Source organism: Streptomyces sp. NPDC047081 (assembly GCF_040643775.1).
GTDB lineage: Bacteria > Actinomycetota > Actinomycetes > Streptomycetales > Streptomycetaceae > Streptomyces.
Genome location: NZ_JBEYUY010000013.1, coordinates 100,741 through 117,500 on the forward strand (window position 1 = coordinate 100,741; position 16,760 = coordinate 117,500).

Here is a 16,760-nt window from a genome sequence, read left to right on the forward strand (position 1 = left end):
CGTGCTCAAATGCCGCTCTGCGTGCAATTGTTCGCATGGGGCGCAAGGTGGCGCAGATCGGCGCGAACCATCGCTGCGGGCGCCGGGGGCCACGGGTAGCGTGCGGCCCCTGTCCCGTACGTATCCGTGACGTCTCCGTACGTGAGGAAACGACCGATGGCCGAGACCGGGCAGCAAGAACCGCAGTACGAGAGGTACGAGGGCGGCAGTCCCGAGGCGGAGCGGCTGGTGTTCGAGCAGCTGGCCGCCGAACTGATGAAGGTGCAGGTCAGGAACCGGCGGGCCGGGGGCGGTGGCATCGCCAGGACCTTCCACGCCAAGGCGCCGGTGGCGGTGGAGAACGCCCGGCTGCGCTTCCACGACGATCTCCCGGCGGCCCTGCGGGTGGGTTTCGCCCGGCCGGGCGCCGAGTATCCGGCGACGGTACGGCTGTCCAACGCGAGCGGCATCCGGCAGGGCGACGGCTCGCCGGACCTGCGCGGGGCGGCGGTGCGCGTGCAGGTGTCGGAGGAGGAGAGCCACGACCTGCTCGCCACGAGCCATCCCGTCTCGCACGCCCGCAACGCGCGGGAGTTCGTGGCCTTCGCCAAGACGATGGCCGGGGCCAGGAGCCCCGTGCAGAAGGCTTTCGGGCTGTTCGTGAAGCTGCCGCTGGCCGTGGGCCTCGGCACCGCGAACCGGATGCGCCGCAACGTCCAGGCGGCCACCCGGCACACCGTCGACTCCCTCGCCAACGAGACCTTCTGGAGCCGGGGCGCGATCCTGTGGGGCGAGGCGGGGCCGGTGCGGTTCCTGCTCCGGCCCGCGCCCGGCACCCCGGCCGCGCCCTCCGCCGACCGCCGCGACCCGGATCTGCTGCACCGGGAGTTCGCGCACCGGCTCGCGCGGACGGACGTCAGCTACGACCTGTGCGTTCAGCGCTTCGTGGACGAGCGGCGCACGCCGGTCGAGGACGCCTCGGTGGAGTGGAAGGACGGGGTCTCGCCGGCGATCGCGGTGGCCCGGCTGACCATTCCCGGCCAGGACCTGGACAGCGCGGAGGCGCGGGCGACCGCCCGGCGCGTCGAGGACCTCGCCTTCAACCCCTGGTACACGACCGACGAGTTCCGCCCGCTCGGCAACATCAACCGGGCCCGCAAGGCGGCGTACCAGGCGGCGAGCGCGCACCGGCTGGGGCTGCGCTTCGTCACCGAGGAGCCGCTGCGCAACCGTGTCCTCGGCCGTCCGATCGAGGCGGCCTTCGCGCTCCTCAACCGCTATGTCCCCTGGCACCGGCTGCCGTTGCAGCTGAGCCTGCTGAACCTGGTGTTCCTGCGGAAGGTGCTGCGCCGCCTGAACCTGATCGACACCGAGCCGCGCGAGGCACGCCGAGGGCCCAGCGGGTGCCGGCGCCGATCCCGGAGCGGCTGCGCGGCGAGCGGTCGTACGACGGGACGTACAACGATCTGTCGGCGCCGAAGATGGGCGCGGTGGGCGCGGCCTTCGGGCGCAACCTGACGCCGGAGTACCGCCCCGACCTCTTCGACACCCCGAACCCGGTCACGGTCAGCCGACAGCTCCTGTACCGCGAGAGCTTCGTACCCGCGACCTCGCTCAACGTGCTCGCCGCGGCCTGGATCCAGTTCCAGGTGCACGACTGGGTCAACCACCGCCGTTACAAGCCCGGCGAGCGCAGTGTCGAGGTGCCGTTGCCGCCCGGCAGCGGACCCTGGCACAACACGCCCGGCGGGCCCGGCGAGAACGTGATGCGGTTCGCGGAGAACGAGGGCATCGAGGTGCCGGGCCGCCCGCCGATCCTGTTCGGCAACAACGCCTCGCACTGGTGGGACGGTTCGGAGGTGTACGGCGAGGACGAGCAGACCGCGCGGTTCCTGCGGGAGGCCGACGGCCGGGCCGAACTCCGGCTGGAGGACGGCCACTTGCCGGGCGGCAGCAACGGGCACATTCCGCTGACCGGCTTCAACGAGAGCTGGTGGATGGGCCTGAGCGCCATGCACACGCTGTTCGCCCGCGAGCACAACGCGGTGTGCGGCGCGCTGCGCGCCGAGTACCCGGCGATGAGCGAGGAGCGGATCTACCAGACGGCCCGGCTGGTGGTCTCCGCGCTGATCGCGAAGATCCACACCGTGGAGTGGACACCGGCCATCCTCGCCACCGAGGCGATCGACATCGCCCTGAAGACCAACTGGCAGGGACCGCCGCGGAATTGGCTCAACCAGCTGGGCCTGTGGCTGCTTGAGGCGCACTCGCTGACCGGCATCCCCAAGACCCTGCCGGACCACCACACCGCGCCGTACTCGCTGACCGAGGACTTCGTCACCGTCTACCGCATGCACCCGCTGGTCCCGGACGACTTCGAGCTGCGCGAGCACCACTTCGGACAGCGCCTGGAGACGGTGGGCTTCCTGGACATCCAGGGCGGCGCGGCCGAGACACAGATCCGCAAGACGGGCCTCGCGAACACCCTGTACTCCTTCGGCATCGCCCACCCGGGCGCGATCACCCTGCACAACTACCCTCGCGCGCTTCAGCAGTTCGAGCGCGACGGGGAGATCATCGACCTGTCGGTGGTCGACCTCGTGCGTACCCGCCGTCGTGGCGTCCCGCGCTACAACGACTTCCGCGAGGGGCTGCACAAGCAGCGCATCCGTTCCTTCGAGGAACTGACGGAGAACGCCGAGACGCTGGCCCGGCTGAAGGACGTCTACCGCTCGGTCGACGAGATCGACACGGTCGTCGGCCTGTTCGGGGAGAACCCGCCGACCGGGTTCGGCTTCAGCGACACGGCGTTCCGGATCTTCATCCTGATGGCGAGCCGGCGCCTGCAGTCCGACCGCTTCCTCAACGTCGACTACCGGCCCGAGGTGTACACCCCGCTCGGCATCGACTGGGTGGAGAAGGGCGACATGGACTCGGTGATCCAGCGGCACTGCCCGGAGCTGGCGGCGCTGCTGCCGCGCGGGGCGAGCGCGTTCGCACCCTGGCGGACGGTACGGCCCACGAGCGACGGGAACGTGAACGGGGGCGTGGATGACCACGGTTGACGGGCACCCGGGGCTGGCCGACCTGTTCGGCCGGCCCCTGCTCGACACGGTCTGGCACCGGCGCACCCACCGCGTCAGCCGGGGCGCCTCGGTGCCGGCAGGGTCGATGAGCTACCGCTCCCCGCACGCCGAGCAGCCGCTGTCGGAGCTGGAGGAGGCGGTGCTGATCGCCATCACCGGCTGCACGGGCCTGACCATGCCGGACCGCCCCTTCGAGGACCCGCGCGACGGCACGCCCATCATGGCCAAGCCCAACCTGACCATGGCGGGCCGCACCGCGGGCAGCCCCGACAACGCCCAGGGCACCCACTTCTTCATGATCAACGACACCGGCACGTACTACCTGCGCAAGCTGCCGCCGACGCCTCAAGAGCCCTTCAGCGCCGAGACGTTGGTGTCCCGTGCCGCACAGTCCAAGGTGCGGGTCCTGGACCACCGCCTCGACGTGCCGCAGAACAAGCGGGACTTCCCCGCGTACCTGGACTCCAACCGCTTCCTGTCGAACCTCGCCGGGACGACGGTGTTCTTCCCGGTGGTCGACCTCTCCCACCAGTACATCAACGCGTTGATGTACCTGCTGACCCAACCGGACGGCGCCCGGCCGACGTTGGTGGACGACCGCAACTTCTACCGTCCCGCCGGGGTGAGGAAGTGGGTGCGCGACGGCTTCCTCAACGCCGACCTCAAGCTCCCGCTCGGCGCACTGGGCCCGATGCGCACGCAGATCGAGGCGGACCTGCTGCTGCAGAACCTGATGCTGACGGCCGAGGCGATGGGACTCGGCGCCTGGATCCACGCGTCGATCAACCCCCAGATCGCCCTGGGCGACCCGAAGTTCTCGAAGGCGTACGGCAGGATGCTCGGCTTCACCTTCGTCACCCCGCGCTGGCGCCTGGCGGACATCTGGCGCTGGCACGTCCCGCTGCCCAAGTACGCGACCCTGCGCTCGCATCCGGTCGGGCTGACGTCGAAGGACGGCGAGCAGCTCATCGCCGCCGCGTGCCCGCCCGCCCACAAGTCCATGTCGGACGCGGTCGACTCGGTGATCGCCGCGAAGTTCGGCACCGGCGGGACCTACACCGACAAGGACGTCTTCACCCGTATCTACAAGGAGGACTACGGGCAGCGCTATCTCGCGGAGGCGAGCGAGTACGAGGAGCGGGTGATCGACTGCGCCCGCGACATCTGCGAGTACGTCATCCGCACCCACCGCCGCTTCCCCGCCCACACGGACGCGATCCACGTCCCGGGCATCTGGCTCCAGGCCCATCACGTGGAACGCGAGTACTACGAGCGGTTCTTCGTGCACGGGCTGACCGAGACCCACCGGCGGCACCGGGAGTTGTGGGATTAGAGTCCCGCTCTGTGGAGATCAACGATCTGACGCCGGCCGAGCAGCGCGTGTGGCGGGCGTTTCCGACGGGGGTGTCGGTCGACTTCCGTGAGTCGACCGACGAGGACGTGGCGGAGGGCGCGCAGTGGGGGCCCGAACGGACGGTACGGGCGGCCGTGTTGCGCGCCCTGCTGCTGAACGGGCCGCAGGAGCCGGGGGAGATAGCCGCGCTCAAGGTGGCGGGCGCCCGGATCACCGGCCTGCTCGACATGCCGTACGGCACGGCGGAGTTCGCGATACGGCTGAGCCACTGCCACTTCGACGACGTGCCGATGCTGTACGGCGCCCGGTTCCGCCAGCTCAACCTGAGCAACTCGGTGCTGCCGGGACTGACCGCGGCCACGGTGCGGGTGGAGGGCGTGCTGCGGCTGACGGATGCCCGGATCCGGGGGCCGGTGCGGCTGGGCGGGGCGCGTATCGCCGGGGCCCTGTTCATGGATCGGACGCACCTGTCGGCACCGGACGACTCGGAGCCGGTGCTCCAGCTCAACCACGCCGAGATCGGCGACGACCTGTGGGCACCGGGGATGCGGTCGCACGGCCTGGTGCGGCTCGACGGGGCCACCGTCACCGGCGCGGTGAACCTGGAGGAGGCCGAGTTCCACAACCCGGGCTCCACCGCCATCAGTGCCCTGAGCTTCGAGACGGGCTCCGACCTGCGGATGAGGTTCGCGCGCACGCACGGTCGTGTGGACCTCCGCGGCTCCCGGGTCCCGGCCCGCTTCGACCTGACCCGCGCGCACCTGTCGAACCCGGAGGGCACGGCACTGCGGGTGAGCAGCTGCACGGTCGGTGAGCTCTGGCTGCTGCGAGGCGTCCTCGACGGCGTCCTCAACCTGCGCCGCGCCCACCTCGAAGTCCTGTACCTGGACCCGGAGATGCTCCCGGACAAGGTGTTCCTCAGCGACCTCACCTACACCACGCTCACCCCGCACGAACCCGCCGAGCGCCGCCTGCACATGCTGGAGCGGGACCCGCGCTACGAACCCCACTCCTACGAGCAGTTGACCGCCGCCTACCGCCGCATCGGCGACGACTACGCGGCCCGGCGCGTCCAACTCGCCAAGCAGCGCCGCCTGCGCACCACCCGCGCCTGGTACGGCCGCCTGTGGGGCTACGTCCAGGACGTCACCGTCGGCTACGGCTTCCACCCACTGCGCGCGGCGGTCTGGCTGCTGTCCCTGCTCGCCGTCGGCTCGACCGCGTACGCCCTGCACCACCCGCACGCCCTCAAGCCGTCGGAGGCCCCGCACTTCAACCCGGTCTTCTACACCCTCGACCTGCTCCTGCCGGTGATCTCCTTCGGCCAGGAGGAGGCCTTCGCGCCGGACGGCTGGTACCAGTACCTCTCCTACGGCCTCATCATCACCGGCTGGATCCTGGCCACCACGGTCGTCACCGGCGTGACCAGGACGGTCAGCCGCCAGTGAGCCGCCGCGCCGCGTGCTGGGCGGCGAGGCGGACGGGCGCGTTCTGGGCGCCGTAACCCCGGTAGCCTCCGTCGCGCTGGACGAGTTCGAAGAAGACGCGGCCGACGGTCCGGGTGTAGCAGTGCCGGAACTCCCCGTACGCGTCGCGGTCGTAGAGGATGCCGAGTTCGCGGTACGTCGCCAACTCCCCGTCGGCGAACTCGAATCGGGCGGCGAGGTCGTCGTAGTAGTTGGCCGGTATCGGCAGGAGCAGTCCGCCCGCCTCCCGGAAGCGCCGGGCCGTCGCGACCACGTCGTCCGTCGCGAGGGCGATGTGCTGGGCGTGGACCGTGTCGTCGGCCGGTGCCGCGCCGACCGACAGGGCGATGCGGACACCGCCGTCGGCGCTGGTCACGGCGCGGCTGCGGAGCAGACCGTACGGGTCGGCGACGTCCACGCTCTCCTGCGCGGCGAGGCCCAGGACGCCGCGGTGGAACAGGGTCGCCTCGTCGAAGTGGTGCCAGGGCTGGACCAGGGCGAGGTGGTCGATGCGCCGTACGCCCGCGGTCTCCGGCGCGTGTACGACGTCCTCGAAGTCGGCGCGCCAGCTGGGCAGTTCGGGCCGGTCGGTGGCGCAGAAGAACAGCTCGGTGCCGTCGGGGGCGGCGACCGCGTCCAGCGGGGCGTCCTCGCTCGCCCGGCGCCGCGGGAGCACCGGTGCGAGGAGGGCCTCGGCGCGGCGCGCGGCGGCGGCCGGGTCGGGTGACTCCAGGCCGATCGCGGCGAGGCCGGTGCCGTCGCGCCGGGCGGCCGGGCCGGTGTTGACGAGCACCCGGGCCTCCCCGGCCTGCCAGAGGTCGACCGGCTTGCTCCGGTGCCGTGCGGTACGAGCGAAGCCCAGCGCGCCGAGCACCTCGGCGACCGGCTCGGCGTCCGGCGTGACCAGCTCGGCGAAGGCGACGCCGGTGGGGACGACGGGGGCGGGCAACTCGGCCACGCCCAGGGCCTCTTGGAGCACCAGGAGGGAGCGGTGGGCGTCCACGGCGGTGGGGCCCGCCTCGGCCTGCCGGAAGACGTCGTTGAAGACTTCGAGGGAGAGCGGGCCGTCGTATCCCGCACGCAGCACATGCCCGACGAGCCCGGCGACGTCGAACCCGCCCTGCCCGGGGAAGCACCGGTAGTGCCTGCTCCACTGGAGCACGTCCATGGCGAGCAGCGGGGCGTCCGCGAGCTGCAGGAAGAAGATCTTCTCGCCGGGGATGTCCTCGATGCCCTTGGGGTCGGAGCCGCGGGAGAGGATGTGGAAGCTGTCGAGGCAGGTGCCGAGGGCCGGGTGCCCGGCGCTCTCGACGATGTGCCAGGCGTGGTCGTACGTACTGACGTGCCGTCCCCAGGCGAGCGCCTCGTAGGCCACCCGGATCCCGGACTCCTGTGCCAGGCCGGCGAGTTGGCCGAGCTGGTCGGCGGCGAGTGCGTCGTCGTCGATCGCGAGCGGATGGACGCTGGAGCACACGAGCACCGTGTCCGCCCCGAGCCGCCGCATCAGCTCGAACTTGTGCCGGGCCCGCCGCAGGTTCCGCCGGAACTCCTCCTCGGGCACGCCCTCGATGTCCCGCATGGGCTGGTAGAGGTCGATGGTGAGCCCGAGGTCGGCGCAGCGTGCGCGTATCTCCTCGGGGGTGAGGGGGCTGGCCAGCAGGTCGTTCTCGAAGATCTCGACGCCGTCGAACCCGGCCCGCGAGGCGGCGCTGAGCTTCTCGGTCAGGGACCCGCTGAGGGAGACGGTGGCGATGGACGTACGCATGTCGGTACCTCTTCCACGGGAAACGTCCGGGGGCGTGCGGAGACGTCCGGGACTACTTCTGGACCCCTACGGCGCCGGCCAGTTCGGCGATGTCGGCGAGCATCCTGGCGGCGTCGGGCTCCCGCCCGGTGAACAGCCGGAACGCGTCCGCGGCCTGGAACACCGCCATCCCGCCCCCGTCCAGCGTGGCGCAGCCGGCCGCGCGGGCGGTGCGCAGCAGCTCGGTCTCCAGGGGGCGGTAGACCACCTCGGCCACCCACAACCCGGGGTGGAGCAGGTCCGCGGCGAACGGCAGCCCGGGGCGCGCCGCCATCCCCGTCGGCGTGGCGTGCACCACCCCGTCGGCCCGCGCCAGCAAGTGCGGCAGCCGGTCCGGGGTCGCCGCCATGGCCCGCCCCTCCCCGAAGTGCCGGTTCAGCGCGCCCGCCAGATCCGCCGCCCGGTCGGCCAGCGCGTCGACGACCGTGACCTGTCCGGCGCCGAGCGTGAGGGTGGCGTGCGCGACCGCCGCCCCCGCGCCGCCCGCGCCCAGTTGCACGACCCGCTCCAGGGGCGCGTCCGGCAGCCCGCGCGCGAACGACGCGGCGAACCCGGTCACGTCCGTGTTGTGGCCGATCGCCCGCCCGCCCTCGAAGACGACCGTGTTGACCGCGCCCAGTGCCTCGGCCTGCGGGGCGAGCGCGTCGAGGTGCTCGATGACCAGCTGCTTGCACGGATGCGTGATGTTCAGCCCGTCGAAGCCCAGGTCCCGCGCGGCCCGCACCAGGTCGCCCACGGCCCGCGGCGGCAGGCCGAGCGGGTCGATGTCGATCAGCCGGTACACATAGCGCAGCCCCAGCCGGTCGGCCTCCCGCTCGTGCAGGGCCGGACTGAGCGACGGCCCGATACCGGAACCGATCAGCCCGACGAGATACGAGTCCTTGGCCACGGCAGCCCTCCTGATTGGCAGCGCTAATGTACGAACTAGTACGTTAGCTATATCAGCCCGCCGCCACTCGGGGAAGACCCCGCAGGCGGCGACCGGCCCGCCTTCTAGAATCGGCGACACTGGCGGCACTCCCGAAGGAACCCGATGACCAGCGTCGACGAACCGGCACGACCGAACGGGCGGATCCGCGACGCCGCCCGCACCCAGGCCGAGATCCTCGACGTGGCCACGCAGGAGTTCGCCCGGCTGGGCTACGACGGCGCCCGCGTCGACGAGATCGCCGCCCGGACCCGTACCACCAAGCGGATGATCTACTACTACTTCGGCGGCAAGGAGCAGCTGTTCACGGCCGTGCTGGAGCGGGCGTACACCGTGATCCGCGAGGCCGAGCAGAAGCTGGACGTCGAGCATCTGGACCCGGTCGCCGCGATCCGGCGCCTGGCGGAGCTGACCTTCGACCACCACGAACAGCACCCCGACTTCATCCGCCTGGTCAGCATCGAGAACATCCACGGGGCCGAGCACATCGCCGGCTCCGAGAAGCTCGGCAGGATCGGCTCCCCCGCGCTCGACGTGATCCGCCGCATCCTGGCCGCCGGACAGGAGTCCGGCCTGTTCACGGCCGATGTCGACGCGGTCGACCTGCACGCGATGATCAGCTCGTTCTGCTTCTTCCGGGTCGCCAACCGGCACACCTTCGGCGCCCTGTTCGGCCGCGACCTGGTGGACCCGGCGCAGCGCGAGCACTACCGGGCCATGCTCGGCGACATGGTGATCGCCTATCTGACGGCGGAGCGGGCGGCCGACTGAGGTCGTACGGCAGCACGTACGACAGCACCCCTTGACAGGCGGGAAACGTGGGCGCAACATCCGTAGCCAACCGCTACTAACTATCCAGTGGGTTAATTAGCCGGTCCTCCGCTCACTCCACCTACGCTGGAGTTCCCCCGAAGGAGCAAGCCCGTGTCCGTCCCCGCCGAAGCCGTCGGGCAACCGAAGAAGGCGGCCGCCGCCGCCTGGATCGGCAGCGCCCTCGAGTACTACGACTTCTTCATCTACGGCAGCGCGGCCGCGCTGATCTTCCCGAAGGTCTTCTTCGACGAGTCCGACCCGGCCACCGCGACCCTGCTGTCGCTGGCCACGTTCGGTGTCGCGTACGCGGCCCGGCCGGTCGGCGCGCTGTTCCTCGGGCACTTCGGCGACAAGGTCGGCCGTAAGAAGATCATGGTCTTCACACTGATCCTGATGGGCCTGTCGACGTTCCTGATCGGCTGTCTGCCCACGCGTGCCCAGGTCGGCGGGCTCGCGCCGGTGCTGCTGGTGGTGTGCCGGGTACTGCAGGGCATCTCCGCGGCCGGCGAGCAGGCCAGCGCGAACTCCATGACGCTGGAGCACGCGCCGCCGAACCGGCGCGGCTTCTTCACCAGCTTCACGCTCAGCGGCACCCAGGGCGGCCAGCTCATCGCCACCCTGGTCTTCCTCGCGGTCGCCCAGCTCCCCGACGACCAGCTGATGTCCTGGGGCTGGCGGGTGCCGTTCTGGGCGAGCGTCGCGGTCGCCGTCGTCGGTTACGTCATCCGCCGCAAGCTGCAGGAGACGCCGGTCTTCGCCCAGCAGGCGGCCTCCGAGGGGGTCGTGAAGCTGCCGCTGGCGGTGCTCATGCGCGAGCACTGGGTGGACGTGCTGCGGGTGATCGGGGGCGCGCTGATCGCCTCGGTCTCCACGATCTTCACGGTGTGGGCGCTGGCCTACGCGACCAGCGACTCCGTCGGCATGTCCCGCTCCTCGTTGCTGTGGGTGGGCGCGCTCGCCAACCTGGTCGCCCTCGGCGCGATCCCCGCGTGGGCCACGCTGTCGGACCGGATCGGGCGCCGTCCGGTGTACCTGATCGGCGCGGTCGGCAGCGCGATCACCATGTTCCTGTACCTCTGGGCGATCTCCACGGGCAACTACGCACTCATCCTGATCCTGGGCATCGTCGCCTTCGGTGTCGTCTACAGCGCCGCGAACGGTGTCTGGCCGTCCTTCTACGGCGAGATGTTCTCGACCCGGGTGCGGCTGTCCGGCATGGCGATCGGCACGCAGATCGGCTTCGCCGTGGCCGGTTTCGCGGTCACCTTCGCCGCGCAGATCGCGGGGCCGGACGGCGACGACTGGTTCTCGGTGGCCCTGTTCACCGCGGCCCTGTGCGTCCCGCCGGTGATCGCCGCCCTCTCGGCCCGCGAGACCCACAGGGTCCCGACGGAGCGGCTGGGCGAGCGCGCGGGCAGGGAGGTGTCACAGCCTGAGACGGTTACGGCCTGAGCGCCAGCGATATGTGACATAACACTGATTCGTCAGTGTTATGTCACATACCATCGCTTGTCAGCAGCCCCGTCCAGGCCGCCGCCACCCGTTCCAGCGCGAACCCCTCCCGCACCTGCTCCCGCGCCACCGCTCCGGCCGCCTCCCAGCCGCCCTCGGTGTCGACCAGTGAGGCGATCGCCTCCGCCATCGCCTCCGGCGTCTCGTGGATCCACCGGCGGTCGTAGATCTCGTCCGCCCCCGGCCACGGCAGCAGCGCGGGTACGGCTCCGGAGGCCATCCCCTCGGCCGGGGCGAGGTGGAAGCTCTCGTCGTCGCTGGTGGACAGGACGTGGCCGATCCGCCGCAGCCAGTTCGCCACGTCCGGCCCGAACTCGTCGAAGACGACGGCCCCTTCGAGCAGCGGCGAGTTCTGCATCCGGCGCAGGATCGCGTCGTAGTGCTCGCGTTCCTCGGGCTTGTTCCAGACCCACCAGTACTCCCACGGCGGCTTCGACTTCACCGACAGCTGCCAGCGGCGGTCGTGGGCACGCAGCTTCTCCAGGACGTCGAGGCCGAGGTCGAGGCGCTTGCGGCTGGGCGCGATGCCGATCATGCCAAGCCGGAAGCGGGCGCCGGGCGCCTTGGGCCGGTCGAGCTGCCCGGTGTCGACCCAGTTGGGGACGACGGTGACCTTCGCGTCCGGCCATCCGGTGACATCCAGGGCCCGCCGCTTGTAGTAGGGGCTGACGCACACGACCTGGTCGACGGCGTCGATGTCGACCTGGCGCGGCCACTCGGCGTCGAGTTCGAAGCGGTGCAGCCGTACGACGAGCCGGCTGCCGCGCCGCTTGTGGCGGCTGTACCAGACGGCGGCGGGCCCGCACCACTCCACGACCACCACATCGGCCCAGTCGGCGAGTTCACGGCCGGCGACGGGGTCGTGGCGGGCGAGCGCGGACCAGGTGTCGAGCCGTACGTCGACACCGGGCAGCGCGCGGAAGTGGTCGAGGAGCCGGGTGAGGAACTTCAGGTCGTGCCCGGCGACCCCCACCCGCAGCGGGCGGGAGCGGCCGGTCACCGAGGCGGGTGCGGAGGGGAAGGCCCGGTCCAGGTGACCGCGCCAGCGGACCGCCGCGCTGTCCAGGGTGTGGCGCCGGGCGGCCTCCCGGCAGCGGTCGGCGGCCAGGCGCCGCGCCTCCGGTTCGCCGGCTGCCCGAGCCACGGCTTCGGCGGCTTCCGTCAGTCCGGCGCGGCCGGGGACGTAGAGCGGATAGTCGGCGCCGAGGAGTGCCTCGTGGGCGGGGGTGCGGTTGAGGACGACGGGCAGGCCCAGGGCGCCGAACTCCAGGACCTTGGTGGAGAGTTCGAGGCTGGCGTCGAGGACGGGGTCGCGCCAGCCGAGGCCGAGGTCGCACTCGGCGGCGATGCGCATGGCCTGCTCGCGGGGCTGTCCGCCGTGGTGGTGGACGCCGGGCGCACCGCGCAGCGCCTGCGTCATGGCCTCCTTGAAGTCCGGGTGCGCCGGGTCGTCGTGGATCTTGTCGCCGACGGTGTGGAGTTCGGCCCGGACGCCCTGTTCGGCGAGCACTTCGGGCAGTTGGGTCATGGGCAGGGTGTTCCAGCGGGGCGCGAACTTGCCGGTGTAGACGAGCCGCAGGGGTTCGTGCGGGCGGTCCTGCTCCGGCACCGGGAAAACCGGCTCGGGGACGGACGGCGGACAGAGCACGGCCCGCCCGCAGGCCTCCGGCACCCAGCTCTCCAGGAAGCAGCGCAACTCCTCGGTCTGGCACAGGAGTTGGCGAGACGCCACGGCGATCCGCCCCAGCTCCTCACGCGCCTCCTCGGTCATCTCGGTGGCCGACTGCGGGATGTCGGTGAGGTAGGCCCAGATCCGCCCGTCGAAGGCGCCGTCGGCCACCACCCGGGTGACCAGTCGCCGCCCGCGCAGGACCAGCAGATCGCAGGGCTCGTCCCCGTCCAGCCTGGCGAGCAGCTGCGAGGCCTGCGCCGGCGACAAGGGGTGCGTCCCCTGCCCGGCCACGAGCCGTTCCTCGTACGGCCGTACCACCGTGACTCCGGGTAGCCCGGCCAGCGGATCGACCAACCGCCCTGTGCGGACGGGTGACTTGAGCACCAGTCGGGTCTCGCACCCGGCGAGCGACAGTGCCTGGACGGTGGACTGGGCCCACACGGCGGAGCCGTCGATGAGGTTGAGGTCGACGTCGCCGTAGACGAGCGCCTTGATCGTGCGGGTCATGCCGGCTCCTTCCCGCGTACGGCGAACAGGCGGTGGCCCCGCCCGGACCAGCTCTCGGGCGGCAGACCGGAGAGGAACAGCGACCGCCGGACGAGCAGCGGACGCAGGGTGGGTACGAAGGTGTAGTCCTCGTCGGCCGGGTCGTGGCCCAACGCGTCGGCGCCCGAGTACTCCTGAGCGCACATCAGATCGAGGAGCAGGGTGTCGGGGCGGTCCTCGGCGAGGTCCGTCCAGTCGGCGACCCAGGGTGCGGTGGGCTGTCCCCGGCGGAGCTCGACGCCGGCCGCCGCCAACTCCCCCAGCCCGTCCGGATCGGGCACGACCACCTCGGCGGGGCGGTGGAGCTGCCCGAGCACCTGGGCCGTCAGCTCCGCCACCTCGGCGGCGTCACGCGGGGCCGCGACGACGGCGACCCGCCGCTGGGCGAGCGGGTCCGGAGCGCCGGTGAGCCGCGCGAGTTCGGCGAGGCGGACCCGGGTGCTCTCCCGGCGGAAAGCCTCCCGCAGCAGCTCCCGGCCGTCCTCGGCGGGGTCGAGCCGGGAGAGCCGTACGCCGGTGTCCGTGTCGAGGACGGCGTCCCAGGCGAACTGTGCGAGACCGGGTGCGGCCGACGCGGGGGCGTCCCGCCACAGTACGGTCGCGCGGCCCAACGCCCTTGCCTCGGCGATGAGTTCAACCATTTTCCGGTCGAGGTCGGGGGCGAGTCCCGTGCCCGCGAGCGACCACGGACCGCTCTCCGCCGCACAGGCGCCGAGCTGCACGACCACGGCGTCCGGGTCGGTGCGCTCCACCAGGAGGCGTCCGTCGTGCGGCAGCAGCCGGTTGACGACGACGTCCGCCGCGAAGTCCTCGGCGGTGCGGTCGGTGAGCACGCCGGCGAGGACGAGCCGGTCGCGGGGTGCGGAGGTCAGGGCACGGTGGGCGAGGTGGAGCCGGTCGTCCGCGACGACGACGGCCTCGCGCTCCGGTCCCGGCTTGGCGGCACCCGCCACCCGGGGCACCGGCGTCCGGCGCCGCCCGCGCCACAGGCCGTACAGCTCCCCCGGCAGCCGGACCGCCCCGCGACGCGGCGACCGTGCGGCGGCGACCAGTGCCCGCCCGACCCGCAGCGATGTCGAGCCCTCCAGCATCGCCACCCGCGCCTCCAGCACGCCGACCCGGTCGCGGGCGCCGCGCAGGGCGGCGGCCAGCTGTTCCTTCTCCCGTACGGCGGCGGCCAGTCGCTCGGCGGTGGAGTCGTCGCGGGCCGCGTCGAGGGCGCGGGCGGCCTCCTCGGCGGTGCGTTCCAGGTCGAGGGCTCGGGCCCGTACGGCCCGGGAGACGAAGTCGGACAGCACGTACTCGTCGGCCACGCGCAGTGCGGTGGCGAGGCCGTCCGAGGGGACCGGTCGGCCGAACCAGTCGTGCAGGGGCAGGAGTTCGTCCGTGCGGGCGAAGACCGCGCCCGCGTGCAGATGGGCGTAGTCGAGGGCGGCGGCGCGCAGGACCTGGCAGCGGTGGGTCACCAGGTCGTCGAGGAGGCGGTGGTACGGCAGTTCGGCCGGGCGGTGGCCGAACAGGAGCAGCCCGCGGCCGCCGGGACGCATCCGCTCCAGAGCGCGACGGCAGTGCTCCTCGTCGCCGTGCAGGGCGGGGTCGGGGCCGTAAGAGAGGAGCACCAACTCGCCCTCGCCGACCGGCTGTTCACCGCCCTCCCGCAGCTCGACCCCCGTCGGCAGGTGCAGGTAGGGCGCGAGGCGGAGGCCGCCGCCCGCCGTGGCGTCCACGACGGTGGTGACGCCGTCCAGGTGGGGGCGGAGCAGATCGGTGAGGCGCATCAGCGGGTCCTCGTGAAGACGTGGAAGCCGACCAGGTTTTCCCGGAAGCCGTACGGCCGGAAGAGGGTGTGGGTCAGGCCCAGCGGCTCAAGTTCGATGCGGTAGGCGTCCGTTGGGCGGTGCAGTATGTAGTCGCCGCGCGGTGTGCGGCCGGGGCCCTCCTCGTCGGTGACGATCAGGCGGCCGGTGACGCGGACCAGCGAGGCGAGATTGCGCAGGGCTGCCGACCACTCGACGTCGTCCAGGACGTGGAACAGGACGTCCACGCACAGCACGATGTCGTACGGCCACGGGCTGCGGAAGTCGGCGAGCGCGGCGAGATCGTAGCGCGGGCCGCCGCCTTCCGCGCGGTCCTGCGCGACGGCCTCGGGGCTGGCGTCGAAGGCGTCGACGCGGTGGCCGCAGCGGGCGAGGGCGCGGGCGAAGTGCCCTTTGCCGCAGCCCGCGTCGAGGACGAAGAGCGGGGCGGCGGGACTGGACAGGTCGCCGATCAGGGTGAGGAGGGCGCCCAGCCGCTGGGCGTAGAAGATCTCGTTGCCCGGGCGGTCGAGGCCGATGTGGCCGCCGGACGCGAGGGTGTCGCGTTCGCGGTGCCGGGTGTCCCAGTAGGCGCGGGTGCGGTCCCGGGTCGGCTGGTCAGTCATGGTTCTCCAGCCAGTGGGTGAGCACCCGGGCGATGCGCGGGCCGGTCTTCCCGTCCCACAGTGGCGGGCCTTCGGCGGGTGTGCTCACCGCGCCGACCAGCACCTTGTGCAGGGCGGGCGCCAACTCCTCCGGCCGGACGAGGCGGTTGGTGCCGTGGGTGACGGTGACGGGGCGTTCGGTGGTGGTGCGCAGGGTCAGACAGGGGACGCCGAGCACGGTGGTCTCCTCCTGGACTCCGCCGGAGTCGGTGATGACGGCGGCGGCGCCGCGCACCAGACTCATGAACTCCAGGTACCCGAGCGGTTCGAGGAGGTGGACGCCGGGCGCGTCGGCGAGTCCGGCGGCGCGCAGGGCCGTGACGCCGCGCGGATGGAGGGGTACGGCGAGGTCGAGGTGGGCGGCGGCCTCGGTGAGGGCGCGGGCGGCGGCGCGGGCCGCCTCGGGGTCGTCGACGTTGGCGGGGCGGTGCAGGGTGACGACGCCGTAGCGCTCGGGCAGGCCGTGCGCGGCGCGGGCGGCGGCCGGGTCGAGGCGGTCCAGGTGCGCGAGGAGGGTGTCGATCATCGGGTTGCCGACGAAGTGGACGCGGCCGGGGTCGACGCCCTCGCGAGCGAGGTGGCCGATCGCCTCCGGGCTGGTGGCGAAGAGCAGCTCGGCGAGCTGGTCGACCAGGCGCCGGTTGACCTCCTCCGGCATCGCCATGTCGAAGCTGCGCAGGCCCGCCTCGACGTGGGCCAGCGGGATACCGAGCTTGGCGGCGACGAGCGCGGCGGCCAGGGTGGAGTTGACGTCGCCGTAGACGACGGTCAACGCCGGTGCGCGGGCGGTCAGTTCGGTCTCCAGGGCCACCAGCAGGTCGGCGGTCTGGTGGGCGTGGCTGCCGGAGCCGACGCCGAGGTAGGTGTCCGGTTCGGGCAGGCCCAGCTGGCGGAAGAAGACGTCCGAGAGTCGGGCGTCGTAATGCTGTCCGGTGTGTACGAGGACCTGCTCGCAGCCGACCGTCCGCAGCGCGGCGACCACCGGGGCGGCCTTGACGAAGTTCGGCCGGGTCCCGACGACATGCAGAACGGTGCCGGTCATGCGGCCTCACCTCCGAGGTACCTCTCGCTGTCCCGGGTCGCCCGATCACCGCGGTGTCGGCTTCCCTCGTGTTCACCGTCGCGTCCTACCGTGGCCG

General features: G+C 72.1%; 10 protein-coding genes and 1 pseudogene. 5 read left to right on the plus strand and 6 right to left on the minus strand.

Annotation, left to right across the window (positions count from 1 at the left end):
• Positions 1–156 precede the first annotated feature (156 nt).
• From ABZ848_RS25160 to ABZ848_RS25170, 3 genes and pseudogenes are all read left to right on the plus strand, one after another.
• Positions 157–3,044 (plus strand): annotated as a pseudogene (locus ABZ848_RS25160) (peroxidase family protein).
• Entirely contained in the window at positions 3,031–4,398 is a 1,368-nt protein-coding gene (locus ABZ848_RS25165; protein ID WP_360835393.1) for a hypothetical protein, read from the plus strand. Before ABZ848_RS25160 ends, ABZ848_RS25165 begins: the two are co-directional and overlap by 14 nt.
• A gap of 11 nt (positions 4,399–4,409) precedes the next feature.
• Positions 4,410–5,867, plus strand: a complete 1,458-nt coding sequence (locus ABZ848_RS25170) for a membrane-associated oxidoreductase (protein WP_360835395.1) — start codon at positions 4,410–4,412, stop codon at positions 5,865–5,867.
• Here the strand turns inward: ABZ848_RS25170 and ABZ848_RS25175 are convergent.
• Together ABZ848_RS25175 and ABZ848_RS25180 are read right to left on the minus strand one after the other, a co-directional pair.
• Positions 5,854–7,650: a TIM barrel protein gene (locus ABZ848_RS25175; protein WP_360835397.1), complete on the minus strand. Its 1,797-nt coding sequence runs from the start codon at positions 7,648–7,650 to the stop codon at positions 5,854–5,856. The genes ABZ848_RS25170 and ABZ848_RS25175 overlap by 14 nt on opposite strands.
• Positions 7,651–7,702: 52 nt before the next feature.
• Entirely contained in the window at positions 7,703–8,578 is an 876-nt protein-coding gene (locus tag ABZ848_RS25180; RefSeq protein ID WP_360835399.1) for a shikimate dehydrogenase, read from the minus strand.
• 144 nt (positions 8,579–8,722) lie between these two features.
• On the opposite strand from ABZ848_RS25180, the gene ABZ848_RS25185 reads away from it, so the two are divergent.
• Entirely contained in the window at positions 8,723–9,388 is a 666-nt protein-coding gene (locus ABZ848_RS25185; RefSeq protein WP_360835401.1) for a TetR/AcrR family transcriptional regulator, read from the plus strand.
• Between the two features lie 153 nt (positions 9,389–9,541).
• Entirely contained in the window at positions 9,542–10,882 is a 1,341-nt protein-coding gene (locus tag ABZ848_RS25190; protein ID WP_360835403.1) for an MFS transporter, read from the plus strand.
• A gap of 43 nt (positions 10,883–10,925) precedes the next feature.
• Here the strand turns inward: ABZ848_RS25190 and ABZ848_RS25195 are convergent, their stop codons facing one another.
• Genes ABZ848_RS25195 through wecB form a run of 4 tightly spaced genes read right to left on the minus strand, consistent with a single transcriptional unit; the run spans position 10,926 to position 16,663 of the window.
• Positions 10,926–13,121 carry a glycosyltransferase gene (locus ABZ848_RS25195; RefSeq protein ID WP_360835405.1) on the minus strand — a complete coding sequence of 732 codons (2,196 nt, stop codon included), beginning with the start codon at positions 13,119–13,121 and terminating at the stop codon, positions 10,926–10,928.
• A complete protein-coding gene (locus ABZ848_RS25200; protein WP_360835407.1) occupies positions 13,118–14,938 on the minus strand; it encodes a hypothetical protein in 1,821 nt (606 codons plus the stop codon). Before ABZ848_RS25200 ends, ABZ848_RS25195 begins: the two co-directional genes overlap by 4 nt.
• Positions 14,938–15,582, minus strand: coding sequence for a methyltransferase domain-containing protein (locus tag ABZ848_RS25205; RefSeq protein ID WP_360835409.1), 645 nt, complete (start codon positions 15,580–15,582; stop codon positions 14,938–14,940). The genes ABZ848_RS25200 and ABZ848_RS25205 overlap by 1 nt, the downstream gene beginning before the upstream one ends.
• Positions 15,575–16,663, minus strand: coding sequence for a UDP-N-acetylglucosamine 2-epimerase (non-hydrolyzing) (wecB, locus tag ABZ848_RS25210; protein ID WP_360835411.1), 1,089 nt, complete (start codon positions 16,661–16,663; stop codon positions 15,575–15,577). The genes ABZ848_RS25205 and wecB overlap by 8 nt, the downstream gene beginning before the upstream one ends.
• Between the last annotated feature and the right edge of the window lie 97 nt (positions 16,664–16,760).